Annotated in this window: 17 protein-coding genes; 11 read left to right on the top strand and 6 right to left on the bottom strand. The window is 69.3% G+C overall.

Annotated features, from left to right (window positions below):
• Positions 1 to 352 precede the first annotated feature (352 nt).
• Complete coding sequence (gene acnA / locus ACFYOY_RS26225; protein ID WP_351879118.1) at positions 353 to 3,085, top strand: aconitate hydratase AcnA; 2,733 nt, start codon at positions 353 to 355, stop codon at positions 3,083 to 3,085.
• An 80-nt stretch (positions 3,086 to 3,165) separates the two neighbouring features.
• Here acnA and ACFYOY_RS26220 read toward each other — a convergent pair whose 3' ends face one another.
• Positions 3,166 to 4,047: a GNAT family N-acetyltransferase gene (locus tag ACFYOY_RS26220; protein ID WP_351879115.1), complete on the bottom strand. Its 882-nt coding sequence runs from the start codon at positions 4,045 to 4,047 to the stop codon at positions 3,166 to 3,168.
• A 231-nt stretch (positions 4,048 to 4,278) separates the two neighbouring features.
• Between ACFYOY_RS26220 and ACFYOY_RS26215 the strand changes: the two genes are divergently transcribed.
• On the top strand, positions 4,279 to 7,557 hold the full coding sequence (locus ACFYOY_RS26215; RefSeq protein WP_388589960.1) for a GH92 family glycosyl hydrolase: 3,279 nt from the start codon (positions 4,279 to 4,281) through the stop codon (positions 7,555 to 7,557).
• 203 nt (positions 7,558 to 7,760) lie between these two features.
• Here ACFYOY_RS26215 and ACFYOY_RS26210 read toward each other — a convergent pair whose 3' ends face one another.
• Both ACFYOY_RS26210 and ACFYOY_RS26205 read right to left on the bottom strand, forming a co-directional pair.
• Complete coding sequence (locus ACFYOY_RS26210) at positions 7,761 to 8,531, bottom strand: PIG-L deacetylase family protein (protein WP_351879110.1); 771 nt, start codon at positions 8,529 to 8,531, stop codon at positions 7,761 to 7,763.
• Between the two features lie 24 nt (positions 8,532 to 8,555).
• Positions 8,556 to 9,401 (bottom strand): NAD(P)H-binding protein, encoded by an 846-nt coding sequence (locus ACFYOY_RS26205; protein WP_351879107.1) that lies wholly within the window; start codon positions 9,399 to 9,401, stop codon positions 8,556 to 8,558.
• Positions 9,402 to 9,497: 96 nt separating this feature from the next.
• On the opposite strand from ACFYOY_RS26205, the gene ACFYOY_RS26200 reads away from it, so the two are divergent.
• Positions 9,498 to 9,875, top strand: a complete 378-nt coding sequence (locus ACFYOY_RS26200) for a helix-turn-helix domain-containing protein (protein ID WP_351879104.1) — start codon at positions 9,498 to 9,500, stop codon at positions 9,873 to 9,875.
• Here ACFYOY_RS26200 and ACFYOY_RS26195 read toward each other — a convergent pair.
• The 3 genes from ACFYOY_RS26195 to ACFYOY_RS26185 form a co-directional block, all read right to left on the bottom strand.
• Positions 9,859 to 10,014 carry a hypothetical protein gene (locus ACFYOY_RS26195; protein ID WP_388589956.1) on the bottom strand — a complete coding sequence of 52 codons (156 nt, stop codon included), beginning with the start codon at positions 10,012 to 10,014 and terminating at the stop codon, positions 9,859 to 9,861. The two genes, ACFYOY_RS26200 and ACFYOY_RS26195, sit on opposite strands and share 17 nt — an antisense overlap.
• Positions 10,015 to 10,166: 152 nt before the next feature.
• Positions 10,167 to 14,027, bottom strand: a complete 3,861-nt coding sequence (locus ACFYOY_RS26190; protein ID WP_388589953.1) for a GH92 family glycosyl hydrolase — start codon at positions 14,025 to 14,027, stop codon at positions 10,167 to 10,169.
• Positions 14,028 to 14,336: 309 nt separating this feature from the next.
• A complete protein-coding gene (locus ACFYOY_RS26185) occupies positions 14,337 to 14,870 on the bottom strand; it encodes a hypothetical protein (RefSeq protein WP_351879098.1) in 534 nt (177 codons plus the stop codon).
• A gap of 342 nt (positions 14,871 to 15,212) precedes the next feature.
• Between ACFYOY_RS26185 and ngcE the strand changes: the two genes are divergently transcribed.
• From ngcE to dxs, 8 genes are all read left to right on the top strand, one after another.
• A complete protein-coding gene (ngcE, locus tag ACFYOY_RS26180) occupies positions 15,213 to 16,649 on the top strand; it encodes an N-acetylglucosamine/diacetylchitobiose ABC transporter substrate-binding protein (RefSeq protein WP_351879095.1) in 1,437 nt (478 codons plus the stop codon).
• Positions 16,650 to 16,707: 58 nt separating this feature from the next.
• Positions 16,708 to 17,625, top strand: coding sequence for a carbohydrate ABC transporter permease (locus tag ACFYOY_RS26175; protein ID WP_078644377.1), 918 nt, complete (start codon positions 16,708 to 16,710; stop codon positions 17,623 to 17,625).
• A gap of 61 nt (positions 17,626 to 17,686) precedes the next feature.
• A complete protein-coding gene (locus ACFYOY_RS26170) occupies positions 17,687 to 18,634 on the top strand; it encodes a carbohydrate ABC transporter permease (protein ID WP_388589949.1) in 948 nt (315 codons plus the stop codon).
• Between the two features lie 374 nt (positions 18,635 to 19,008).
• Positions 19,009 to 20,208 carry an ROK family transcriptional regulator gene (locus ACFYOY_RS26165; RefSeq protein ID WP_351879583.1) on the top strand — a complete coding sequence of 400 codons (1,200 nt, stop codon included), beginning with the start codon at positions 19,009 to 19,011 and terminating at the stop codon, positions 20,206 to 20,208.
• 216 nt (positions 20,209 to 20,424) lie between these two features.
• Positions 20,425 to 21,525: a substrate-binding domain-containing protein gene (locus tag ACFYOY_RS26160; RefSeq protein ID WP_351879091.1), complete on the top strand. Its 1,101-nt coding sequence runs from the start codon at positions 20,425 to 20,427 to the stop codon at positions 21,523 to 21,525.
• 120 nt (positions 21,526 to 21,645) lie between these two features.
• Positions 21,646 to 22,434, top strand: coding sequence for an ATP-binding cassette domain-containing protein (locus ACFYOY_RS26155; RefSeq protein ID WP_351879088.1), 789 nt, complete (start codon positions 21,646 to 21,648; stop codon positions 22,432 to 22,434).
• Positions 22,431 to 23,747, top strand: a complete 1,317-nt coding sequence (locus ACFYOY_RS26150; protein ID WP_351879086.1) for a sugar ABC transporter permease — start codon at positions 22,431 to 22,433, stop codon at positions 23,745 to 23,747. The genes ACFYOY_RS26155 and ACFYOY_RS26150 overlap by 4 nt, the downstream gene beginning before the upstream one ends.
• Positions 23,748 to 23,917: 170 nt before the next feature.
• The gene (gene dxs / locus ACFYOY_RS26145; protein WP_351879083.1) at positions 23,918 to 25,882 is read left to right on the top strand and encodes a 1-deoxy-D-xylulose-5-phosphate synthase; all 1,965 of its coding nucleotides are present in this window, start codon (positions 23,918 to 23,920) and stop codon (positions 25,880 to 25,882) included.
• The last annotated feature ends 65 nt before the right edge of the window (positions 25,883 to 25,947 follow it).

Below are 25,947 nucleotides of genomic sequence, written 5' to 3'. Positions count from 1 at the left end.
GCCCGTCGGCGTCCCCTCGCCCTCCAGGATGCCCAGCTCGAACGCGCTCAGCGCGGCGTCGCCGTACTCACGTGCCGGTAACCCCACGTCTCCCCGGTCAGTCACGTCCTCAGCGGCACTCGACCTTCGATGAGACGGGACACCGGGGACGCGCTCGCACCAGGGCGGGGCATGACCGCGCGGGGGGCGATGTATTAGAGTTATCTCGACATCGAGATATCTGCTGGAAGACGCATCGCCGCCCCGCGTCGGTAAGGCTTACCTAACTTAGCCATACCTTAGCGGATCGGCGCGGGCATGTGACGGCAGCATTGCGGTGGTACGCGCGAAATCATGCATGAAGGAGACTGTCGTGTCGGCGAACAGCTTCGACGCCCGCAGCACCCTGCAGGTGGGCGACGAATCGTACGAGATCTTCAGGCTGGACAAGGTCGAGGGGTCGGCCCGGCTTCCATACAGCCTGAAGGTGCTGCTGGAGAACCTGCTCCGCACCGAGGACGGCGCGAACATCACCGCCGACCACATCCGCGCCCTGAGCGGCTGGGACTCGCAGGCCCAGCCCAGCCAGGAGATCCAGTTCACGCCGGCCCGCGTGATCATGCAGGACTTCACCGGTGTGCCGTGCGTGGTGGATCTCGCCACCATGCGTGAGGCCGTCAAGGAGCTCGGCGGCGACCCGGCGAAGATCAACCCGCTGGCCCCGGCCGAGCTGGTCATCGACCACTCGGTGATCGCCGACAAGTTCGGCACCAACGACGCCTTCACTCAGAACGTGGAGCTGGAGTACGGCCGCAACAAGGAGCGCTATCAGTTCCTGCGCTGGGGCCAGACCGCGTTCGACGAGTTCAAGGTCGTCCCGCCCGGCACCGGCATCGTCCACCAGGTCAACATCGAGCACCTGGCCCGCACCGTCATGGTCCGGAACGGCCAGGCGTACCCGGACACCCTGGTCGGCACCGACTCCCACACCACCATGGTCAACGGCCTCGGTGTGCTCGGCTGGGGCGTCGGCGGCATCGAGGCCGAGGCCGCGATGCTGGGCCAGCCGGTCTCCATGCTGATCCCGCGCGTCGTCGGCTTCAAGCTCACCGGTGAGCTGAAGCCCGGCACCACCGCCACCGACCTCGTGCTGACCATCACCGAGATGCTGCGCAAGCACGGTGTCGTCGGCAAGTTCGTCGAGTTCTACGGCGAGGGCGTCGCCGCCACGTCGCTCGCCAACCGCGCCACCATCGGCAACATGTCGCCGGAGTTCGGCTCCACCGCCGCGATCTTCCCGATCGACGACGAGACCCTGAACTACCTCAAGCTCACCGGCCGCTCCGAGCAGCAGGTCGCGCTCGTCGAGCGTTACGCCAAGGAGCAGGGCCTCTGGCTCGACCCGGCCGCCGAGCCCGACTTCTCCGAGAAGCTGGAGCTGGACCTGTCGACGGTCGTCCCGTCGATCGCCGGCCCCAAGCGGCCCCAGGACCGCATCGTGCTCGCCGAGGCGGCGCAGCAGTTCGCCCAGGACGTCCGTAACTACGTCTCCGACGCGGAGGAGGACGAGGCGGGCAAGGAGTCCTTCCCGGCCTCCGACGCCCCGGCCGTCTCCAACGGCGTGCCCACCAAGCCGACCCCGGTGATCGCCCCCGACGGCTCGCAGTACGAGATCGACCACGGCGCCGTCACCGTCGCCGCGATCACCTCCTGCACCAACACCTCCAACCCGTACGTCATGGTCGCCGCCGCCCTGGTGGCCAAGAAGGCGGTCGAGAAGGGCCTGACGCGCAAGCCGTGGGTCAAGACCACCCTGGCCCCGGGCTCGAAGGTGGTCACCGACTACTTCGACAAGGCGGGCCTGACCCCCTACCTCGACAAGGTCGGCTTCAACCTCGTCGGCTACGGCTGCACCACCTGCATCGGCAACTCCGGTCCGCTGCCGGAGGAGGTCTCCAAGGCCGTCAACGAGGCCGACCTCGCCGTCACCTCGGTGCTCTCCGGCAACCGGAACTTCGAGGGCCGGATCAACCCCGACGTCAAGATGAACTACCTGGCGTCCCCGCCGCTGGTTGTCGCGTATGCCCTCGCCGGTTCGATGAAGGTGAACATCACCACGGACGCGCTGGGCACCGACCAGGACGGCAACCCGGTCTTCCTCGAGGACATCTGGCCGACCGAGGCCGAGGTCAACGACGTCGTGGCCAACGCCATCGGCGAGGACATGTTCAACAAGTCCTACCAGGACGTGTTCGCCGGTGACGCCCAGTGGCAGGCCCTGCCGATCCCGACCGGCAACACCTTCGAGTGGGACGCCGAGTCCACCTACGTGCGCAAGCCCCCGTACTTCGAGGGCATGACCATGGAGACGAGCCCGGTCGAGGACGTCGCCGGCGCCCGCGTCCTGGCCAAGCTGGGCGACTCGGTCACCACCGACCACATCTCCCCGGCCGGTGCGATCAAGGCCGACACCCCGGCCGGCAAGTACCTCACCGAGCACGGTGTCGAGCGTCGTGACTTCAACTCCTACGGCTCGCGCCGGGGCAACCACGAGGTCATGATCCGCGGCACCTTCGCCAACATCCGGCTGCGCAACCAGATCGCGCCGGGCACCGAGGGCGGCTTCACCCGCGACTTCACCCAGGACGGCGGGCCGGTCTCCTTCATCTACGACGCGTCGCAGAACTACCAGGCCGCCGGGACCCCGCTGGTCATCCTGGCGGGCAAGGAGTACGGCTCCGGCTCGTCCCGTGACTGGGCCGCGAAGGGCACCGCGCTGCTCGGCGTCAAGGCCGTCATCGCCGAGTCGTACGAGCGCATCCACCGCTCGAACCTCATCGGCATGGGCGTCCTGCCGCTCCAGTTCCCCCAGGGCGCCTCGGCCGAGTCGCTGGGCCTGACCGGCGAGGAGACCTTCGACATCACCGGCGTCACCGCGCTCAACGAGGGCGGCATCCCGGAGACGGTCAAGGTCAAGGCCAGGGACGGCCGCGGAGGGGAAGTTGCGTTCGACGCCAAGGTGCGCATCGACACCCCCGGCGAGGCGGACTACTACCGCAACGGCGGCATCATGCAGTACGTGCTGCGCTCGCTGATCCGCAAGTAAGCACGGCTTACGGCAGCGGCGACGGGCCGCACCCCCGGTGTGGGGTGCGGCCCGTCCGCATGTCGCGGTCGGAGCAGCGGTCAGAGAAACGTCCCGGAGGGGATGTACGGCGTCGGCGGTGGCATCCCCCGCAGACACACATAGCCGCTGGTGGACAGCTCGAGCCCGGCCTCGAGGCCCACGTCCACCGCCCACTGCTGCTCGGCCGTCAGCCCCGCGACCCGGGCGTCGGTGCCCTCCGGAAGGCACAGCAGAGCCGCCGTCAGCAGCCGCTTCGCCAGCCGCCGCGAGGTCGCGGCCAGCAGCTCGACCTTGCCGTCCTCGGCGACGTAGCAGTAGCCGCTGCCCGCCAGGTCGTCCACGACCAGCAGCCGCCGCTGGCGCACGAGCAGGTCATGGTCGGCGCCGTGCGCGCCGCCCCGGGTGCGGCGGTCCACCGAGTCCAGCAGATCCCGGTGGCGGGCCACGCCCTCGTGGACGGCGCCGTCGGGCGGGGACAGCCGCTCCTTGGTCTGCGGTCCGACGGTGCCGCGCAGCCGCATCGCCGGATGCAGCGCGAATCCCGCACGCCGGTAGGTGCTCGCCGCGCGCGGATCCTCCGATCCGCAGATGATGCCGCGCAGGCAGCCTCGTCCGTACATCAGCGCCGCGGCCAGCAACTCACGCCCCACGCCCTGCCGTTGGGCCCGGGGCAGCACCGCGAGCAGCGCGAGCCCCCAGGTGCCCTCGCGCCGCGCGGACAGCGCCACGCCGAGCGGCATACCGGTGTCGTCCAGGGCGAGCCAGCAGCCGCCCGGGTCGGTGCGGGCGAGATGCCGGTGCCGGTCGTGAATCTCGGTGACGTACCCCGGCGGCCATCCGTCCTTGCCTGCGAGGGCGGCGGCATCTCCGAAGGCGGCGGCCACCACCTCCCAGGCGGCCTCGGCGTCCTCGTCGGTGTCGCGTAGCTGGCGGAGGATCATGAACCCATGATGGCGCGTCCGGTGAGGGGATTGTCGGTACGCGGAAGCGGCTTGCTCGACCGGCGAACGCGACAACGTTGTCAGCATAACTTTAACGATCAGTACGCCGCCAACCGGGTGTCCCTGTCAAGACCGTTCGCGCACTCTTACGGCCGACGGCCCCCGTGCGGTACGGTCCCCACGGCTTGTTCGACCCGGCGATCGCGGCCCTTCCGACAAGGTGGGACCGCAATGCCCTCAAGACCCCTGGCCGCCCTGGCGGCCGCGGCCCTGACCGCGGGGCTCCTCGCCACCGCGGTGACCGCGCCCGCGTCGGCCGCCCCGCCGCCGACGCTGGTCAAGGACCCGGCGGCGTACGTCGATCCGCTGATCGGCAGCTCGGCCGGCGGCAACACCTTCCCCGGCGCCGTCGCCCCCTTCGGCATGCTGTCGTGGAGCCCGGAGAACACCCGCGGCGACGCCACCCGCACCGTCGCGCCCGGTGGCTACCACTACGACGCCACCCGCGTCCGCGGCTTCAGCCTCACCCATATGTCCGGCACCGGCTGTGCGGGCGGCGCGGGGGACATCCCCTTCTTCCCCCACGTGGGCGAGGTCACCTCCTCACCCGCCGCCGACACCAAGGACCAGGTCTACGCCTCCGACTTCAGCCACTCCGACGAGACCGCCGAACCCGGCCGCTACAAGGTCTCCCTCGCCTCCGGCGCCGGCGCGGATCTGACCGCCACCGCCCGTACCGGCTCGGCCCGCTTCAGCTACCCCGCGGACAAGACCGCCTCCCTGCTGATCCGCACCTCCTCCTCCGAGGTCGGCAGCAGCGACGCCGATCTCACCATCGACCCGGCGCACCGCACCGTCTCCGGCTCGGTCACCAGCGGCAACTTCTGCGGCTATCTCGACCCCGAGGGGCGCCGCAGCTACTACACCCTGCACTTCACCGCGGTCTTCGACACCGCGTTCACCGCCCAGGGCACCTGGCAGGACGGCACGCTGCGGCCCGGCACGACCAGCGCCGAGGGCGGCTCCGGCTATGGCACCGACGGCCGCCCGGTGGCCGGGAAGGGCTCCGGCGGCTATCTCCAATTCGCCCCGGGTACCCGCCAGGTGGGCGTCAAGGTCGGCATCAGCTACGTCGGCGACAAGGGCGCCCGGGCCAACCTCGCCGCCGAGAACCCGCCGCGGCGCGGCTTCGGCCAGGTGCGCACCGCGGCGTACGACGCCTGGCGGCGGCAGCTGGCCGCCATCCGGGTCGGCGGCGGCGCGGACGCGGATCGCACCGCCTTCTACACCGCGCTCTACCACTCCCTGCTGCACCCCAACGTCATCAGCGACACCGACGGCCGCTACCGGGGCAGCGACGGTGAGGTCCACCGGGTGAGCCGGGGCCACCGGGCCCAGTACGGCACCTTCTCCGGCTGGGACATCTACCGCTCCCAGCTCCAGCTGCTCACCCTGCTGGAGCCTCAGGCGGGCTCCGACATCGCCCAGTCCCTGCTGAACCTCGCCCAGCAGAACGGCGGCGTCTGGGACCGCTGGCTCCAGGGCGCCTCGGGGACGCATGTGATGAACGGCGATCCGTCGGCCGCCGCGCTCGCCGGGATCCGGGCCTTCGGCGGCGGCGACTTCGACCTCGACGCGGCCCTCGACTCGCTTCTCAAGGCGGCCACCGTGCCGACGGAGAAGGACCTCAGCCCGGCGGGCAAGCCCATCATGTCGGTCGGTCAGCGGCCCTCCCTCGACAAGTACCTCAAGCTGCACTACATGCCGTCGGTCTCCAACGCGTGGGGCGGCGCGGCCGAGACCCTGGAGATGTCCGGCGCGGACTTCGCCCTCTCCCAACTGGCGCGGGCCGCGGGCCGTAAGGACACCGCCGACACCTTCGCGCAGCGCGCCCAGTGGTGGCAGAACAACTTCAACGCCGCCGCCGACCCGGAGACCGGCGGCTATGCCGCCAACCGTAAGGCCGACGGCAGCTGGGTCACCGGCTTCACCCCGGCCACCGGCAACGGCTTCGTCGAGGGCACCAGCGCCCAGTACACCTGGATGGTCCCGCACAACCCCGCCGGTCTCTTCGCGGCCATGGGCGGTAAGGACGCCGCGATCAAGCGTCTGGACGCCTTCTTCCACGACGCCGACGGGGGCTGGGCGCTCACCGGTAAGGGGGGCGAGAAGTCCGAGCTGGACAACGAGCCGTCGATCAACGTCCCCTATCTCTACGCGTACGCCGGGCAGCCGTACAAGACCCAGGAGACCGTGCGCGCCGCGATGCGTCAGCTGTGGACAACGAAGCCCGACGGCATCCCCGGCAACGACGACCTCGGCGAGATGTCCTCGTGGTACGTCTTCTCCGCCCTCGGCATGTACCCGCAGGTGCCCTCCCGCGCCGAACTCGTCCTGGCCTCGCCCCTCTTCCCGCGGATCGAGATCGACCGTGGCGCCCGGGACATCTCCATCCGCGCCCCGCAGGCCGCGCCCGACGCGCCGTACGTCCAGTCGCTTAAGGTGAACGGGCGGACGAGCGACCGTCCCTGGCTGCCGGAGTCCTTCGTACGGCAGGGCGGCACGCTGGACTACACCCTCTCCGACGCCCCCGACCGCGCCTGGGGCGCGTCCCCTGCCGACGCCCCGCCCTCCTTCCGTGACGGCGAGCAGCCGTACCAGATCGGGGTCGGGCCGACCACGGGCACGTTCGCCCCGGGCGAGAGCCTGACCGTGAAGGTGGCCGCCGTCCCGGTCGGCGAGGGCGACCGCCCCGAGGTGCGCTTCACCACCGACGCCCCCGACGGGATCACCGCCTCACCCGCCTCCGGGACGGTGGGCCCGGACGGCGCGGCGGAGATCTCGCTGCGCGCGGGGAAGGACACGGCCGAGGGCTTCTACGATGCGAAGGTGACGGTGACCAGCGAGGACACCAAGGTCGTCCAGCCGATCACGCTGACCGTCGCAGCTCCCGGCACCCTGCTCGCCGCGTACAACAACGCCGGCGCGACCGACGACGACGGCGAGCACGACGAGGGCGACTACGACGGCGGCGGCTGGAGCTACTCCCGCCAGGCCCTGGCCGCCGCCGGCCTGGAGCCGGGTGCCAAGGGGACCACCCAGGGCCTGGACTACACCTGGCCCGCCTCCCCGCCCGGCCGCCCCGACAACGCCTCCACCACCGGCCAGACCATCGCCCTGCCCCCGTGCACCGGCCTCTCCTTCATCGGCAGCGCCGTCAACGGCAATCAGAAGGCAACCGCCAAGGTCACCTACACCGACGGGAGCTCGGACACCACGGAGCTGGCCTTCACCGACTGGACGGTGGGAGGCGGCGGCGGAACGGTCCAGTACGGGAACGTGACCCTCGCCAAGACTGGCTACCGCAACATCAGCGGCGGCGACAAGGACGTGGTGGACGCCTACATCTTCGCCACGAAGGCGTTCCGGGCGCCCGAGGGCAAGACGGTCAAGAGCGTCACCCTGCCCGACAACGCCGATCTCCACGTCTTCGCGATCGCTCGAGGCTGAGTGAGTCAACCCGGAGAGCCGCGACTTGCGATCGAGTGAGACGAGGGCAAGTGCCATCGGCACTTGCCCTCGTCTCTCCAGGTTTCGGCGCATGGTCAGTTCTGCACATGAGGCCCTCCATCGGATTTTCCAGGAGGACACGGGGACGCCTGGCTGGACCGTGCCGTGACCGCCTCCCGCACCGAGGATCTGTTCGCCGACGGTTAGCGCTGAGAGGGCCGGGAGGGGGAGGCGTCGATGAACCACTCCCGGCCCAGCAGCAGACCGAAGAGCGGGGTCGGCAGCCGGAGCATCGCCCGCATGACGGCGCTCATGCGGCCCGTGCCGTTCGTCTGGGAGCGGTGGGCGGCCAGGGCCGCCTGCTTCTGGCGGGCGTAGCGGCGTACGTCGTAGCGGTGGGTGATGGCCGAGCGGGGGCTGAAGCGGGTGCTCAGCTCGGCGGGGTCGTGGCGCAGGGGGATGCGCACGATCTGTACGAGCCGGACCAGGCGTTCGGCGGTATCGCGGGGGAGCGTCGCCTCCAACACCCTGGGGGTCTTGGCCAGGCCCGCCGCGCGGCGGCCGACCTCGTGGACTTTGATGTGGTCGCGGTGGCCGTAGCCGCCGTTGGGGTCGTAGGTGAGCAGCATCGCCGCGTTCTCCTCGCGCAGGATCGCGGCCAGTTGTTCCGCCGCCTTCTCGGTGTCGGCCCGGGCGAAGCGTGTACGGTCCGGCGGGTCGGCGTAGAAGAGCGGGCCGTGACCGCTGTCCGCGTAGCCGAGGTGGACGACGCGGTCAACGCCGAGCACGCACGCGCTCTTCCGCAGTTCGTGCATACGAGGCGGCTCGCGGCCCGGCGGGGCGGCGTCCATGTGGCCGTCCGTGGCGACCACGAGCACCACCCGGTGGCCCTCGTCGGCGAGTCGGGCGAGTGTGCCCCCGGTCAGCAGCGCCTCGTCGTCGGGGTGGGCGTGGAATGCCAGGACCGTAGCCATGCGGGCCATCCTGGCAGTCCCGGATCAGCGGAAGGCCGTGATGTTGCGTATCGCCCACTCGGCGAAGTGACGCGGCGGGCGGCCGAGGACCCGCTCGACATCGGGGCTCACCCGCTGTTCGTCGGCCGTCGGCTCACCGAGGATGTCGAGCGTGCCGTCCGCGACGGGCTCCGGCATGAACCGCAGCATCTCCGCCCTTGCCTGCTCCCGGCTCAGCTCGGTGAACCGTACGGGTTCGCCCAGCGCATCCCCGATCATCTGCGCCTGCTGGCGCGGGGAGACGGGCGCCGGGCCGGTAAGTTCGTATGTACGCCCCGCGTGGCCCCGCCCCCGCAGCGTCGCCGCCGCGACCTCGGCGATGTCCGCCGGGTCCACGACCGGCAGCCCCACATCGCCGAACGGTGCCGCGACCGTCCGCCGGGTACGGACCGACCCGGCCCAGGCGAACGCGTTGGAGCCGAAGCCTCCGGGGCGCAGGACCGTCCAGTCCAGCCCCGATGCCCGCACGGCCTCTTCGAACGCCCGCACGGGGGCGTGGGATGCCGCCTGCGGCCGCGTTGCGGCCGCCTGGGACGAGAGCACGACCACGCGTCGTGCTCCGGCGGATCCGGCGTCCTTCAGGAGTTCGCGAACGGGCTGTTCGCCGGTCAGCAGTTCGCCGGCGAAGAGCAGGAAGAGCGCATCGACCCCGTCCAGCGCGGGCCGCAGACTCCCCGGGTCGGTCAGATCGGCCCGATGGTGACGTACCCCCTCCGGCAACTCCGTGCCGGTGGGCCGTCGCGACACGGCCGTCACCTGCTCGCCGACTGCGGCAAGCGCCTCCACCAGCGGCCGACCCACATTCCCGGTCGCTCCGGTTACCACGATCATGTGCAACTCCCCGTTCCGTAGTGTCAGACGTTGTTCTCGACGCGGCACGGTGAAGCTAGCATCGTGGGGATAGTAGGTACCTAGAGGAAAGTGACTATGTCCGAGGAACCGGAACAGGCCTGTCCGATCGCCCCCGTGGTGGACATCGTCTTCAGCCGCTGGACCACGCCCATCCTCTGGACGCTCCATGAGCATGGCCGTCAGCGGTTCGTGGAGCTGCAGCGCCGCATCGGCGCGGTCACACCGAAGGTGCTGACCCAGCGGCTGCGGCAGCTGGAGCGCGATGGGCTGGTGCGGCGCACCTACTACCCGGAGGTCCCGCCCCGGGTGGAGTACGAGATCAGCGACCTCGGCCGCAGCCTGGGCCCGCTCTTCGCCACGCTCGCGACGTGGTCGGCCGAGAACCTGTCCGAGGTCGAGCGTGCCCGCCTGCACTACGACGGCGAGGAGGCCGCCCCTACCGGTCCCCGATGAGGCCGTCGAACGCCCCGGCCTTCGCCGCGCGCATGAAGGTGCCGAGGGCGGCGGGGGTGGCGGTGAGGATGACGTCCGGTTCGTCGCTCTCCCGTATGGCGGCAGCCGCCGACGCCGCGACCATCGTGCTCCGCCTCATCCTCGCGATCCGCTCTGCCCGCGTCGGCCCCCGGCGACCGAGGTCCGGTCGGGATGAGGGCCCGGCCGCCAAGTAATGCGCTCGGACTCGCCCACTGGCATCCACAGCCGGGCAGGCCGGGCCCGAACGCCGGGCCCGGCCCACCCAACGGCTCAGCTCAGCAGTTCCACCTCTGCCAGCGTCGCCTTGCCGTCCGGCACCAGGCGGTAGTGCTCATACGTACCGGGCGTGCGCACCGAGAAGACGCGGGTCTGCTTGTCCCAGCTGAAGGTCTCTCCCGACCTCCGGTCCAGGTCCCGCCACTTCTCGCCGTCGCGCGAGCCCTGGAGCACCCATCCGGTCGGGGCCTTGCTCCGGTCGGATGAGGTCAGGGTGTACTGCACCGCGCGGCCCGCCGCCGTGACCGGGAGGTCCACCGACTCGAAGGTGGCCTCGGTGCCCGAGGTGTTGTCCAGGAGGGCCGTGCCACCGCTCGGCACCGTCAGGTCGTGGCGCGGGGTGGGCACCTTGTCGTCCTGGGTGATGGAGGACGGCGCGGCGTTCTTCCCCGTGCCCCAGGCCGACGGCTTGGCGCCCATGGCGAACTCCAGCGTGCCGCCCCGGGCGAGGATGTCGTGCGGCAGGGCGGTGGAGTTCCACGCCTTGCCGTTGACCTTCAGGCCCTGGACATACACATTCCGCGCGCTGTTGCGCGGGGCCTTGACGACCAGATCGCGGCCGTTCTCCAGATGCACCGTGGCCTTGGTGAACTGCGGCGATCCGACCGCGTACTCGGAGCCGCCCATCACCAGCGGATAGAAGCCCAGCGAGCTGAAGAGGTACCAGGCGGACTGCTCGCCGTTGTCCTCGTCGCCGTGGTAGCCCTGGCCGATCTCGCTGCCGGTGTAGAGGCGGGAGAGCACCTCGCGCACCTTCTCCTGGGTCTTCCACGGCTGACCCGCCGCGTCGTACATGTACGTCACATGGTGGGCCACCTGGTTGCTGTGGCCGTAATTGCCCATGCGGACGTCCCGCGCCTCGGTCATCTCATGGATGACGCCGCCGTAGGAACCGGCGAACTCGGGGGAGGCGGTCTCCGGGGTGGAGAAATAGGTGTCCAGCTTCTTGGCCAGGCCCGCCCGGCCGCCGTAGAGGTTGGCCAGGCCCCGGCTGTCCTGGGGCGCGGTGAAGGCGTAGCCCCAGCCGTTGGTCTCGGTGTAGTCGTAGCCCCAGATCCGGGGGTCGTACTTGTCGGAGGGCACGCGCCACTTCCCTGCCGCGTCCTTGCCCTGGAAGAAGCCGGCCTTGTCGTCGAAGAGCGAGACATAGCCCTGCGCACGGTGCAGGAAGTACTCGGACTCCTCCTTGTAGCGGGCCTTCTTCGTCTTCGCGTAGAGCGCCTTGCCCATATTCGCGAGGCCGAAGTCGTTGAGATAGCCCTCCAGCGCCCAGGACAGCCCCTCGTGGGTCTCGGTGCTCGTGTAGCCGAGGAAGGGCGAGCTGGCCATGCCCTTACGGCCGACGCCCGACGAGGGCGGCACGGCGGTGGCGTTCTTCAGCGCCGCCTCGTACGCGGCCTCGGCATCGAACCGCACGCCCTTGAGGTACGCGTCGGCGAAGGCCACGTCCGAGCTGGTGCCGGTCATCAGATCGGCGTAGCCCGGTGAGGACCAGCGGGAGATCCAGCCGCCGTCCTTGTACTGCTGCACAAAGCCGTCGACCATCGTGCCCGCCCGCTTGGGGGTGAGCAGTGAGTAGGCGGGCCAGGTGGTGCGGTAGGTGTCCCAGAAGCCGTTGTTGACGTACACCTTGCCGTCGACGATCTTCGCGCCGGTGTGGGTCGGGGTGTTCTCCCCGGTGCCCGGCGAGAAGGCGCTCGCGTACTGGTAACGGGGCTTGGCCGCCGTCCCCGTGTTCTCGAAAGCGGAATTGGGATAGAGGTACAGCCGGTAGAGGCTGGAGTAAAGCGTGGTGAGCTGGCCGCGGTCCGCGCCCTCGACCTCGATCCGGCCCAGGATGTTGTCCCACTCCGCCTGCGCGGCGCGCTTGACCTGCCCGAACGACCTCGACGCGGGCAGCTCCCGGTCGAGGTTGGCCTTCGCCTGGTCGACGCCTATCAGCGAGGTGGCGAGCCGGAGCGTGACGGTGCGGTCCTTCCCCGGCTTGAAGCGGAAGTAGCCGGTGACATCCTTGCCGCCGTCTCCGTCCAGCTTGCCGCTCGCGCTCACCGGGGTGTCGAAGACGCCGTAGACGAACATCCGGGTGGCGCCGGTGGACAGTCCGCTCTTGACGTCGGAGTAGCCGGTGACGACGCCGTGCTCGGCGTCGAGGGTCAGCCCGCCGTCGCCCGTGACATTGTCGAAGAGGACGCTCGCGTCCTCACCCGGATAGGTGAAGCGCATGGCCGCGGCGTGATCGGTCGGCGCCATCTCCGCCTTGAGGCCGTTCTCGAAGGTCACCCCGTAGTAATACGGCCGGGCGGTCTCCTTCTCATGGCGGAAGGGGAGCGCGCGAGAGGTGCGCCCGGCGTCGGGGGTGCCGGTCGCGCCGGACGGCATCACCTGGAAGGTCTGCCGGTCGCCCATCCAGGGGCTGGGCTCATGGCTCGCGCTGAACGCCTGGATGGTGGGGAGGTTGTCGGCGTTGTTGGCGCGGGCGTACTGGTAGAGCCAGTCGGTGGAGCCCGCGTTGGTCACCGGCGTCCAGAAGTTGAAGCCGTTGGGGACGGCGGTGGCCGGGAAGTTGTTGCCGCGCGAGAAGCTGCCGCTGGAGTTGGTGCCGCGGGTGGTCAGCGCGTAGTCCGACAGGTGCGCGAGCGGCTTCTCGGGCGCCTTGGGGGCGATCGAGAGGTCGTCCACCCAGCCGCGGAACTGCGCGGGGCCCTTGGGGGAGTCGTAGGCCACGAGTATCCGGTCGACCGTCTTGCCCGCGGCGACCGCGCCGATCCGCGACTCCTTGTTGTTCCACTGGTTGACGTAGAGCGTCTTGGAGTCGGCCTGGCCCTGCGGGCTCATCCGGGCGCCGTGCTGGTCGACCGCGCCGGGCAGATCGCTCAGGTAGGTGCCGTCGGTGAAGGCGAGATCGACCGAGACATGGGTGGCCGGGTAGTTGAGATCGGTCTCGGGCATCGACGGGAAGATCCGGTAGGACAGCCGGGTGTCCCGGGTGACGGCCGTGTCGACGTCGAAGACCTTGTTGTACGAGTACGCCCGGCCGTCCGGCTTATGGGTGCCCGCGTAGCGCAGGGCATGGGTGCCGGTGAAGCCCGCGTTGGCCTTGGCGGTGGGGGAGCCGGTCGGGCCTCGGTCGATCTGGGTGCGCATGTCGGAGGGCGCGGGCGGCGTGGTGTCGCCGGTCGCGAACTGCACCTCCGCGAGCTGGACGAGGTCGTCCCCGGCGTTGCGGGTGATCTCCAGCCGGAAGTGCTGGTACGCCGTGGCGCCGTCGAAGGAGAACTCCCGCGTCTGCTGGCGCGAGGAGAACGTCTCGTCCTTACGGGTGTCCAGCGTCGTCCAGTCGGAGCCGTTGGCCGAGCCCTTGAGGGTCCAGTCCTTCGGGTCCCGGCCGGGGGCGTCATTGGCGGAGGTGAGGGCGTAGCGGACGGCCTTCACCGGCTCGCTCAGATCGAACTCGAGCCAGGCGGTGGTGGTGTCGAAGGCCAGCCACTTGCTGGTGAGCTCGCCGTCGACGAGGTTCTCCTTGATCTCCCCGCCTTCGGTGTTCTCCTTGCTCGCCCGGACCTCGGTGACCTTGTCGGTCACATTGCCGGGGATCCCGGAGGAGTAGCCTCCGTCCACCCCGGACGCCTTCTTCTTTCCATCGGGTCCGGTCTCGACCGTGTTGCGCCAGTCGGGCTGGGGGTCGCCCGACTCGAAGGACGAGGCGAAGGTGCGGTCGGCGTGGTGTGCGGAGCCCGGGCCGGCGGGGGCGGCGACCGCACCGCCCTGGGCCGTCACCGCCAGCAGGACGGCCGCCACCAGGGGGGCCGTCCGTCCGATCCCACGCCATCGTCTCTGTGGTCGTCTCTGTCGCATACGCAGCCTCTCAACGAGTCTGACAACGTTGTCCTCTGAGTCGGGCAGAGATAAGTAGGGAGGCAGGGGGAGGGTGGTGTCAAGGATGCGGACAACCGCCAATTCGGCTGCGCCCGGCGGGCGGTACGACGCGGGCCGTACCACCATCGGTGGTACGGCCCGCGTCCATGGGGGCGTTTCGGCGCGCCCGCCCTATGGAGCTGTCTTTGGTACGGCGTCAGCCGCCGCTGTGGGAGTCGGTCGGCGCTGTGGGAATCAGCGGCCGCTGCCGGGCTCGGCCGGTGCCGTCGGGCTCAGCCGCCGTCGGACTCAGTCGGCGCTGTCGGACTTGGTGGCGAGCGAGAGCCGGCACTTCTTCGCGGTGTGGGAGCTGTCCGCCTTGAGCCCGGTGACTTTGATGGTCTTGTCGGCGCCGCCCGCCACGGACGCGTCGGACTCCACCCCGGTGGTCACGGCCTTGCCGGAGCTGTCGACGAAGCCGACCAGCAGCGAGTAGTAGGCGGTGCTGGAGCCGGAGTTGCTGATCTTCACATTGGCGTAGGGCTTGCCGTCCGAACCCCATCCGCACGTTCCCATCTTGGCGTCCGGGGTGATCAGGCCGGAGCCGCCGGTGGGGGAGTCCGACGGCTCGTCATACGGATCGTCGTAGGGGTCGTCGGTGGGCTCCTCGGTCGGCGCCTGGGTGGGCTCCACCGGCAGTTGGGCCATGCCCTTGCCTATCGCCGCGCCGCCCTTGCTGTCCCCGGCCGACGAGCCCCCTTTGCCGGAGCCGCACCCCGCGGTGATCGCGAGTGTCGCGGTCACGACAATGCTGGTGGCGAGGGTGAGCTGCTTCCGGGACACGGGAACCGCCTTTCGGGGAGCGCGCACGGCGGGCGTGCCGCACGGACTGACTCCACCTACGGTATGTCGGGCAGGTCTCAACTCGGGAAAGACTGATACCCGATGACCTCTCGATCTTGCCCATATGAGGCCCAGTGGACTATACCTGTCGCCCCAGGGGGAAGGCCGCACCGCGGCCCATATCGGAGGGCCTCGGCGGGTCCTCCGCACTCCCCGGCGTACACCCAGCAATACTCCGCTTGACGCTTCAACTGACCCGCGGTGTCGGGCCCCTCGCCGGAGGCGAGTATGTACGGGAAACCGTTACACCGCCTGAGTCCTGACGAAGGCGAGGACTTGAGCATGGGATCCACCTCAGATGTCGGCCGTCGCGATCTGATCAAGCGCTCGGCGGCGCTCGGATTGATCTCCGTGCCCGCGATGAGCGCGCTGTCCGCCTGTGCCAGTGGCGGTGACGACGACGCCAAGAAGGTCGACAAGGGCAAGAAGAGCGCCAAGAACCCGCTCGCCGTCAATGAGAGCGCCGCGCTCGACGTCGTCATCTTCGACGGCGGTTTCGGGCAGCAGTACGCCAAGGACGCCGAGGCGGAGTACGCCGCGGCCTTCCCGAAGACCAAGGGCAAGGTCAAGCACGCGGCCACCCAGAAGATCCAGACCGTGCTCCAGCCGCGCTTCAACGGCGGCACCCCGCCGGACCTCGTCGACAACTCCGGCGCCGAGCAGATGGACATGGGCACCCTGGTCGGCAAGAACCAGCTGACCGACCTCACCCCGCTGCTGGACGCGCCCTCCCTCGACGACCCCAGCAAGACGGTGCGCGAGACCCTGCGCCCCGGCGTCGTGGAGATGGGCCAGTTCGACGGCAAGCCGGTGTGGATCCTCTACTACGCCTACACCGTCTACGGCGTCTGGTACTCCAAGAGCAATCTCGCCAAGCTCGACGTGGAGTACCCCGAGACCTGGGACGACATGCTCAAGGTCTGCGAGGCGGCGAAGAAGAAGGGGATCGCGGGCTGGACCTACCCCGGCAAGTACCCCTACTACCTGCCCTTCAGCCTCTACCCCTTCATCGCCAAGATCGGCGGCCGGGACGTCCTGGACTCGATCGACAACCTGGAGCCGAACGCCTGGAAGCACCCGGCCGTCAAGGCCGCCTTCGAGGCGTACTACGAGCTCTACAAGAAGGGCTACATCCTCAAGGGCACCCCCGGTCTGACCCACATCGAGTCCCAGACCGCGTGGAACCAGGGCAAGGCGCTGTTCATCCCCAACGGCTCCTGGGTGGAGAACGAGGCGAAGAAGACCACGCCCAAGGACTTCCAGATGGCGGTGGCCGCCCCCTCCAGCCTGGACAAGAGCGACAAGCTGCCGTTCGGCACCCTCTGGGCCTCCGGCGGTGAGCCCTTCATCGTCCCGAAGGCGGCCAAGAACCCCCAGGGCGGCATGGAGCTGCTGCGGATCATGCTCGGTGAGAAGTCCACCAAGAACTTCATCAAGCAGGTCTCCTCGCTCTCCTCCCTCAACGGCGGCACCGAGGGCCTCAGCCTGCCGCCGGGCCTGGCCTCGGCGCAGGAGGCGCTGACCAAGGCGGGCAAGAACGTGGTCAACCCGCGGCTCCAGGACTGGTACGTGACGCTGCAGAAGCAGCAGATCGGCGTCGGCGCGCTCGGCGAGATGATGGCGGGCCGGATGACCCCCGCCGAGACGATCAAGAAGTGCCAGAAGTTCGCCGATGAAACGGCCAAGGACGACGCCGTCAAGAAGTACAAGCACGTCTGATGCGGCGCGACGCGTCACCGGCGGCATTATCCGTAGGGGAAGACCGAGGTCGGTAGAAATGCAGCATGGGAAGTACCGGTTCATCGCGGGGTTCCTGGCCCTGCCGGTGATCCTTTACGCGGTCTTCGTGATCTCGCCATTCGTCCAGGCCATCTACTACTCCTTCACGGACTGGACCGGGCTGAGCTCCGACTTCAAGATGGTCGGGTTCAAGAACTACAACTGGCTGCTGCACGACGACCTCTTCTGGAAAGCGGTCGGGCACAATGTCGTGCTGCTGCTGGTGGTGCCGCTGGTGACGCTCGGCCTCGGGCTCTTCTTCGCCTTCATGCTCAACGTGGGCGGCCGGGGGAGGAAGAACTCGGCGATCTCCGGGGTGCGCGGGTCGAGCCTGTACAAGGTGATCTATTTCTTTCCGCAGGTGCTGTCGATCGCGATCGTCGCCCTGCTGTTCCAGTTCACCTACAACCCGCGCAACGGCGCGATCAACGCCTTCCTCGGCGGAATCGGTCTGGAGTCGTTCCAGCAGCAGTGGCTGGCCGATCCGAAGCTGGCGCTGTGGTGCCTGATGGCGGTGATGGTCTGGAGCAACGTCGGCTTCTACGTCGTCCTCTTCTCCGCCGGGATGAGCTCCATCCCGAAGGACTTCTACGAGGCGGCGCTGCTCGACGGGGCCAACCGGATCAAGACCTTCTTCAAGATCACCCTGCCGCTGCTGTGGGACACGGTCCAGACCGGCTGGATCTATATGGGCATCATCGCGCTCGACGCGTTCGCCGTGGTGCAGATCATGACCGTGGGGCCGGGCGGCCCCGCCGACTCCACGCAGGTCATGGGCTACTACGTCTACACCAAGACCTTCCACGACGGGCAGGCCGGACGGGCCACCACGATCGGCGTCGCGATGCTCATCGTCACCCTGATCTTCGCGGTCATCGTGACCAGGCTCGGCCGGCGCGAGCGGCTGGAGTACTGATGCCGATCACACCGACCGCACCCGGCCACCGCCGCCCGACCGCCGATCTGGGGGTACCACAGTGACCTCGCACGCAGAGCCCTCGGAACTCCCGGGCGTCACCAAGGAGGACGAGGCGCCGCCCGCCGGGCCCGTCCGCAAGCAGCCGCCGCCGGGCTTCACCCCCGAGGGCCGGATCGGCAGCGAGGGCAAGGTCCTCAACGTCTTCTCGCACGGCATCCTGGTGGTCTGGGGGCTGCTCGTCACCCTGCCGCTGCTGTGGGCGGTGATGAGCTCCCTCAAGACCGACAAGCAGATCTTCACCTCGCCCTGGGGACTGCCCTCCGCACTGCACTTCGACAACTGGACCCGGGCCTGGAGCAAGTCGAACATCGGCGACTTCTTCCTCAATACGATCCTGGTCGTGGGCTGCTCCCTGATCGGCACGATGCTGCTGGGCTCGATGGCGGCGTACATCCTGGCTCGCTTTGAATTCCCGGGAAAGCGATTCATCTATTTCATGTTCGTCGGCGGGATGAGTTTTCCCATCATCCTGGCGCTGGTGCCGCTGTTCTTCGTGATGAAGAACATGAGCCTGCTCAACACCTTCCATGGGCTCATTCTGGTCTATATCGCCTATTCGCTGCCGTTCACGGTCTTCTTCCTCACCTCGTTCTTCAAGACGCTGCCGTCCTCGGTCGCGGAGGCGGCCCTGATCGACGGGGCGTCCCATACCCGTACGTTCTTCCAGGTCATGCTGCCGATGGCGAAGCCCGGCCTGATCAGCGTCGGGATCTTCAACTTCCTCGGCCAGTGGAACCAGTACATGCTGCCCACGGTGCTCAACACCGATGAGGACAAGCGGGTGCTCACCCAGGGTCTGGTGCAGCTCGCGGCCAGCCAGCAGTACAAGGGCGACTGGTCCGCGCTTTTCGCCGGTCTGGTGCTGGCGATGCTTCCGGTGCTGGGCGTCTACATCCTCTTCCAGCGGCAGGTCCAGGCGGGCCTGACCGCGGGCGCGCTCAAGTAGGGGCAGCCGGAGAGCGCTTTTCACGGCCCCGTCCTTTCCGTCGCGCGGAAAGGACGGGGCCGTGTGCTGTGGGCCGCCCCGGGGATTCCGTTTCGCCGCGCCGGTCGTACGCTGGCGGGGATATCGCCGCGATGCCGCGGACCCGCCGGGAGACGGGCGGGAGGTATCCGGAGGCGGGCGGGAGATATCAGGAGGTGGACCGGAGATATCAGAAGGTGCCGCCGGGCGTCCCGCGACGGTCAGGGACTTGACGTGGGACAACCGTGGCGGCTCAGCTTAGAGTTCACATGTTGGAGACACCGCTGGGCCTCACTGCTGCGGCCCGGCCGGCGGAGCGGCCGTCGTGCCGCCCGCGAAGGCGGGAGTGGATGGGCGTGGAGACTCCGGGATCGCAGTCGTCGCTGCACCGGGCCAATCTCGAGCGGGTGGTCCGTGCGGTGCGGATGGCGGGCTCGCTGACCCAGGCGGAGATCGCCCGGTCCACCGGGCTGTCCGCCGCCACCGTCTCCAACATCGTGCGTGAGCTCAAGGACGGCGGAACGGTCGAGGTCACCCCCACCTCGGCGGGCGGCCGCCGGGCGCGCAGCGTCTCGCTCAGCGGCGACGCGGGCATCGTCGTAGGGGTGGATTTCGGCCATACGCATCTGCGCGTCGCCATCGGCAATCTCGCCCATCAGGTGCTGGCCGAGGAGGCCGAGCCGCTGGATGTCGACGCCTCCTCCTCACAGGGGCTGGACCGGGCGGAGCACCTGGTCAGCAGGCTGATCACGGCCAGCGGGCTCAGCCAGGACAAGGTGGTCGGCGTGGGTCTCGGGGTGCCCGCCCCGATCGATGTGGAGACCGGCACGCTGGGCTCGACCGCGATCCTGCCGGGCTGGGCGGGCACCAATCCGCGCGATGACCTGGCCCAGCGGCTCGGGGTGCCGGTGCATGTGGACAACGACGCCAACCTCGGGGCGCTCGGCGAGCTGGTCTGGGGCTCCGGCCGCGGGGTCGCCGACCTCGCGTACATCAAGGTCGCCGACGGTGTCGGCGCGGGGCTGGTGATCAGCGGGAAGATCTACCGCGGCCCCGGCGGTACGGCGGGCGAGATCGGCCATATCACCCTCGACGAGTCGGGCCCGGTGTGCCGCTGCGGCAATCGCGGCTGTCTGGAGACCTTCACCGCGGCCCGCTATGTGCTGCCGCTGCTGCAATCCAGCCATGGCGCGGACCTCACCGTGGAGCGCATGGTGCAGCTGGCTCGCGAGGGGGACCCCGGCTGCCGGCGGGTGATCGGGGATGTCGGCCGGCACATCGGCAGCGGGGTGGCCAACCTCTGCAATCTGATCAATCCGAGCCGGATGGTGCTGGGCGGACAGCTCGCCGAGGCGGGGGAGCTGGTGCTGGGCCCGATCCGGGAGTCGGTCGCGCGGTACGCGATCCCCAGCGCGGCCCATCAGCTGTCGGTGATGCCCGGGGCACTCGGCGGCCGGGCCGAGGTGCTGGGCGCGCTGGCGCTGGTGCTCAGCGAGATGGGAGATTCGACGCTGCTGGACGGTGCGCTCTCGGCGGGGGCTCCGGCCCTCACCTGACCGCCGGACCGCGGCCGTTGGCCGCGGTCTTGCCTGAGCGGCTTTGTCCGGTCACGCTCCGTCTATCCGGCCTGTCCGGCTGCGTTCACTCAGATAACGAATGGCACCGTTGCCATCTCGTTAAGGATTTACTTCTTGACGCCATGCGGGCGGCCGAGTTGACTTCCAGCCACCTCGGCCGCAATGACGCGGCCTCGTCAGGGAGGTCACCCCCAAATGAACGCAACGATGCGTCGCGTCGCTCTCGCTGCCTCTGTCGTGTCGATGACCGTAGCCCTCGCCGCTTGTGGTTCGGCGAAGGAGGCCGACAGCGACAAGAAGGACGAGAAGAAGAAGACTGGTCCGCTCACGATCGGGCTCTTGCTGCCCGAGGACCAGACGGCCAGATACGAGAACTTCGACCGGCCATACATCACCAAGAAGCTCAAGGCGCTCTGCGCGGACTGCAAGATCCTCTACGTCAACGCCAAGTCGGATCCCTCGGTCCAGCAGCAGCAGGTCGACTCGATGATCACCAAGAAGGTCGACGCGATCATCCTCGACTCGGTGGACTCCAAGTCCATAGCCTCCTCGGTCAAGAGGTCCGACGAGGCCGGTATCCCGGTCGTCGCCTACGACCGGCTGGCCGAGGGCCCGGTCTCCGCGTACACCTCGTTCGACAACGAGACGGTCGGCAAGGTCCAGGGCAAGGCGCTGCTCGAGGCGCTGGGCGACAAGGCCAAGAGCGGCAAGATCGTCATGCTCAACGGCTGGGAGGCCGACCCCAACGCCGCCATGTTCAAGAAGGGCGCGATGTCCGTCCTCAAGGGCAAGGTGGACGTCGGCAAGTCGTACGACATCGACCGCTGGCTCGCGGACAAAGCCAATGAGGCCATGACGGGCGCCATCTCCTCCCTCGGCAAGAAGAACATCGTCGGCGTCTACTCGGCCAACGACAGCATGGCGGGCGGCGCGATCACCGCGCTCAAGAGCGGCGGCTTCAACCCGCTGCCCCCGGTCACCGGGCAGGACGCCGAACTCGAGGGTGTGCGCCGGGTCGTGACCGGCGAGCAGTACATGAGCGTCTACAAGTCCTACCTGGACGAGGCCGCCGCCGCCGCGGAGATGGCCATCGCGCTCGGCCGCGGCGAGAAGGTCAACGAGTCCAACACGGTCGACAGCCCGACCAACAAGGACATCCCGGCGACGCTGATCACTCCGATCTCGCTGACCAAGAAGAACATCAAGGACACCGTCGTCAAGGACGGGAACTACTCGATCGACCAGATCTGCACCGCCAAGTACAAGGCGGCGTGCGACGAGGCCGGTCTGAAGTAGCGGCGCGGGGCCGTCCGTACCCCCGCGGACGGCCCGCCCGCCCCCTGACACCCCCCCAACCGAGGGGAGAGCGCGCTCTCCCCTCCGTCACACAGCAGGGACTCCCTGCCCGGAACGGAGATGGCCATCGTGCCGAACGGACCCGTGTTGGCGTTGCGCGGGATCTCCAAGCGGTTCGGCGCCGTCCAGGCGCTCACCGACATCCATCTGGAGGTCCACGCCGGTGAAGTCGTCGCCCTGGTGGGCGACAACGGCGCCGGCAAGTCGACCCTCGTCAAGACCATCGCCGGAGTCGGCCCCGCCGACGAAGGCGTCATCGAGTGGCAGGGCACGTCCGTCCAGGTCACCCGACCGCATGACGCCCAGGAGCTGGGCATCGCGACCGTGTACCAGGACCTCGCCCTCTGCGACAACATCGACGTCGTCGGCAACCTCTTCCTCGGCCGCGAGATCCTGCGCGCCGGGGTGCTCGACGAGGTCGAAATGGAGCGGCGCTCCCGTGAGTTGCTGCAGACCCTGTCGATCCGCATTCCCAGCGTGCGGATCCCGATCGCCTCGCTCTCGGGTGGCCAGCGGCAGACCGTCGCCATCGCCCGTTCGATGCTCGGCGAGCCCAAGCTGGTGATCCTGGACGAGCCGACCGCCGCCCTCGGCGTCGAGCAGACCGCGCAGGTCCTCGACCTGGTGGAGCGGCTGCGCGACCGCGGTCTCGCCGTCATCCTCATCAGCCACAACATGGCCGACGTCAAGGCCGTCGCGGACCGCGTCGCGGTGCTGCGGCTGGGCCGTAACAACGGCATCTTCGATGTGAAGACCACCTCTCAGGAAGAGATCATTTCCGCCATCACCGGCGCCACGGACAACGCCGTGACCCGCCGCAAGGCGCGTAGCGGGGAGGTCGCGAAGTGACCACGAACGTCGACAAGACCAACGGCGGCGCGTCGAACGGCGGCAACAAGGCGAGCGGCCCGGCCGACGTCAACCCCGTCGCCAAGGACGCGGTCACCGTCGTCGACCCCCGGCTGCTGGTCCGTCAGGAGGGGTTCAAGGGCTACCTGACGGAGTTCGGCCGGAAGATGCGCAGCGGCGATCTGGGCGCGGTCCCGGTCATCGTCGGCATCGCCATCATCTGGGCGGTCTTCCAGTGGAAGGACAGCGCCTTCCTCTCGCCCAAGAACCTCTCCGACCTCTCCATCCTGCTCGGTGGCACCGGCATGATCTCGGTCGGGATCGTCTTCGTGCTGCTGCTCGGTGAGATCGACCTGTCCGTCGGCTCGCTCAGCGGTCTGGCCGCGGCCACTTTGGCGGTGCTCAACGTCAACGAGGGCGTGCCCGAGGGGATCGCGGTGATCGCCGCGCTCGCCAGCGGCGCGGTTCTCGGCGCGCTGCACGGCTTCTTCTTCGCCAAGATAGGCGTCCCGGCCTTCGTGGTGACCCTGGCCGGTCTGCTGGCCTGGAACGGTCTGATGCTCCAGGTGCTCGGCACCACCGGCACCATCAGCATCGCCGACGACAGCTTCGTGCGCACGCTCACCGCCCACTACTTCAGCCAGCTCATCGTCGCGTACGGGGCGGCCACGGTGGCGACGGCGGGCTTCTTCCTCGCCCAGTTCCTGGACAGCAGGCGCCGTAAGGCGGTCGGCGTGCCCTCGCGGCCGCTGAGCGAGATCCTCGTCCGCACCGGCGTGCTCGCGGTGATCACCTTCGCCGCGGCCTGGCGGCTCAACGAGTACAAGGGCCTGCCCCTCGCCTTGGTGATCTTCGTGGCGGTCCTCGTGCTCCTCGACTTCGTGGTCCGCCGCACCGCTTACGGGCGCAAGGTGATCGCCCTGGGCGGCAGCGTCGAGGCGGCCCGCCGCGCGGGCATCAACGTCGTCGCGATACGGATCTCGGTCTACTCGCTGGCCGGGCTGATGGCCGCGTGCGGCGGCATCATGATCGCCTCCCGGATCGGCTCCGCCAGTCAGCAGGCCGGCACCGGCAACCTGCTGATGGAGGCCATCGCGGCCGCGGTCATCGGCGGCACCAGCCTCTTCGGCGGTCGTGGTTCGGTCTGGTCGGCGCTGCTCGGCATGCTGGTCATCGGCTCGATCTCGTCGGGGATGAACCTGCTGGGCGTCGCGAACTCCGTCCAGTACATGATCACCGGTGGGGTGCTGCTGGCCGCCGTCGTCATCGACTCGGTGTCGCGCAGGACACAACGGTCCGCGGGTCGCGGCTGACCCGGACGTCTCACCCGGCTGCCCGGTGCCTCCAAGGAGGCGCCGGGCAGCTGTCTGAAAAGAACACGCGTGACGGACATCGCATGGGGGGAGGTCTGCGCCGGAGGGCGGAACATTAGACTCGGGCGGACGGCAAGCTCCATGGAGACGCTCGAAGCAAGGAGGCACGGGTGCTGCTGACCCGCATCACGGGACCGCGCGATCTGGACCGGCTCACTCCGGAGGAGCTGGACCAGCTGGCCGCGGAGATCCGCTCCTTCCTCGTCGACGCCGTCTCCAAGACCGGTGGCCATCTCGGCCCCAATCTCGGCGTGGTGGAGCTGACCATCGCCCTGCACCGGGTCTTCGAGTCGCCCCGGGACAAGGTGCTGCTGGACACCGGGCACCAGTCCTACGTCCACAAGCTGCTCACCGGCCGCCAGGACTTCTCCAAGCTCAAGAGCAAGGGTGGTTTGTCCGGTTATCCCTCGCGGGCCGAGTCCGAGCACGACGTCATCGAGAACAGCCACGCCTCGACCGTCCTCGGCTGGGCCGAGGGCCTCGCCAAGGCCAATGAGCTGCTCGGCAAGCAGGACCACGTGGTCGCGGTGATCGGCGACGGCGCGCTGACCGGCGGTATGGCCTGGGAGGCGCTCAACAACATCGCCGCGGCCAAGAACCGCCCGCTGGTCATCGTCGTCAACGACAACGAGCGCTCCTACGGCCCGACCATCGGCGGCCTGGCCAACCACCTGGCCACCCTCCGCACCACCGACGGCTACGAGCGCTTCCTGGCCCGCGGCAAGGACCTGCTGGAGCGCACCCCGGTGGTCGGCAGGCCGCTGTACGAGACGCTGCACGGGGCCAAGAAGGGGCTGAAGGACTTCATCACCCCGCAGGGCATGTTCGAGGACCTGGGGCTGAAGTACGTCGGCCCGATCAACGGCCATGACATCGAGGCGCTGGAGTCGGCGCTGCAGCGGGCGAAGCGTTTCGGCGGCCCGGTCATCGTGCACTGCCTCACCGAGAAGGGCCGCGGCTACCAGCCCGCCCTGCAGGACGAGGCGGACCGCTTCCACGCCGTCGGCAAGATCCACCCGGACACCGGGCTGCCGATCTCGGCCTCCGGCGCCGACTGGACCTCGGTCTTCGGCGAGGAGATGGTCAAGCTCGGCGAGGAGCGCGAGGACATCGTCGCCATCACGGCGGCCATGCTGCACCCGGTGGGGCTCACCGAGTTCGCCAAGCGCTTCCCGGAGCGGGTCTACGACGTGGGCATCGCCGAGCAGCACGCGGCCGTCTCGGCGGCCGGGCTCGCCACCGGCGGGCTCCACCCGGTCTTCGCCGTCTACGCCACCTTCCTCAACCGCGCCTTCGACCAGGTCCTGATGGATGTGGCCCTGCACAAGTGCGGCGTGACCTTCGTGCTGGACCGCGCCGGTATCACCGGCACCGACGGGGCCTCGCACAACGGCATGTGGGACATGTCGCTCCTGCAGGTCGTCCCGGGCCTGCGGATCGCCGCCCCGCGCGACGCCGACCAGGTCCGCGCCCAGCTGCGCGAGGCCGTGGAGGTGGAGGACGCGCCGACCGTGGTGCGCTACTCCAAGGGCGCGGTGGGCCCGGCGGTCGCGGCCGTCGGCAGGATCGGCGGCATGGACGTGCTGCGGGAGCCCGCGGCGGCCGACCGTGAGCGGCCCGATGTGCTGCTGGTCTCGGTGGGCGCGCTGGCCCCGATGTGCCTGGAGGTCGCCGACCTTCTCGACAAACAGGGCATTTCCGCTACGGTGGTCGACCCCCGCTGGGTCAAGCCGGTCGACGAGGAGCTGCCCGCCCTCGCCGAGCGCCACCGCGTCGTCGTCACCGTCGAGGACAACAGCCGGGTCGGCGGTGTGGGCTCCGCCGTGGCCCAGGCGCTGCGCGACTCGGGCGTCGACATGCCGGTGCGCGACTTCGGCATCCCGCCGCGCTTCCTCGACCATGCCTCCCGTAAGGAGGTCATGGCGGAGATCGGGCTGACCGCACCGGACATCGCCCGGCAGGTCACCGGGCTGGTCGCCAGGATCGGCGGCCGCTACGGGAGCGAGTCCGCGCACACGGGCTCCCAGAGTGCCGATGTGACCCGGTCGACGACGGCCGAGCCGGTGCGCGACTGAGCCACCGGGCCGCCGCCCCCTTTCCGCCCGGGCCGGCCGGAGCCTCCTGCTCCGACCGGCCCAGC

This window comes from Streptomyces sp. NPDC007875, from assembly GCF_042868035.1.
In the GTDB taxonomy this organism is placed as follows: Bacteria; Actinomycetota; Actinomycetes; order Streptomycetales; family Streptomycetaceae; genus Streptomyces; species Streptomyces antimycoticus.
The sequence above is the reverse complement of the archived record's forward strand: the minus strand, read 5'-3'. Positions and strand labels throughout refer to the sequence as shown.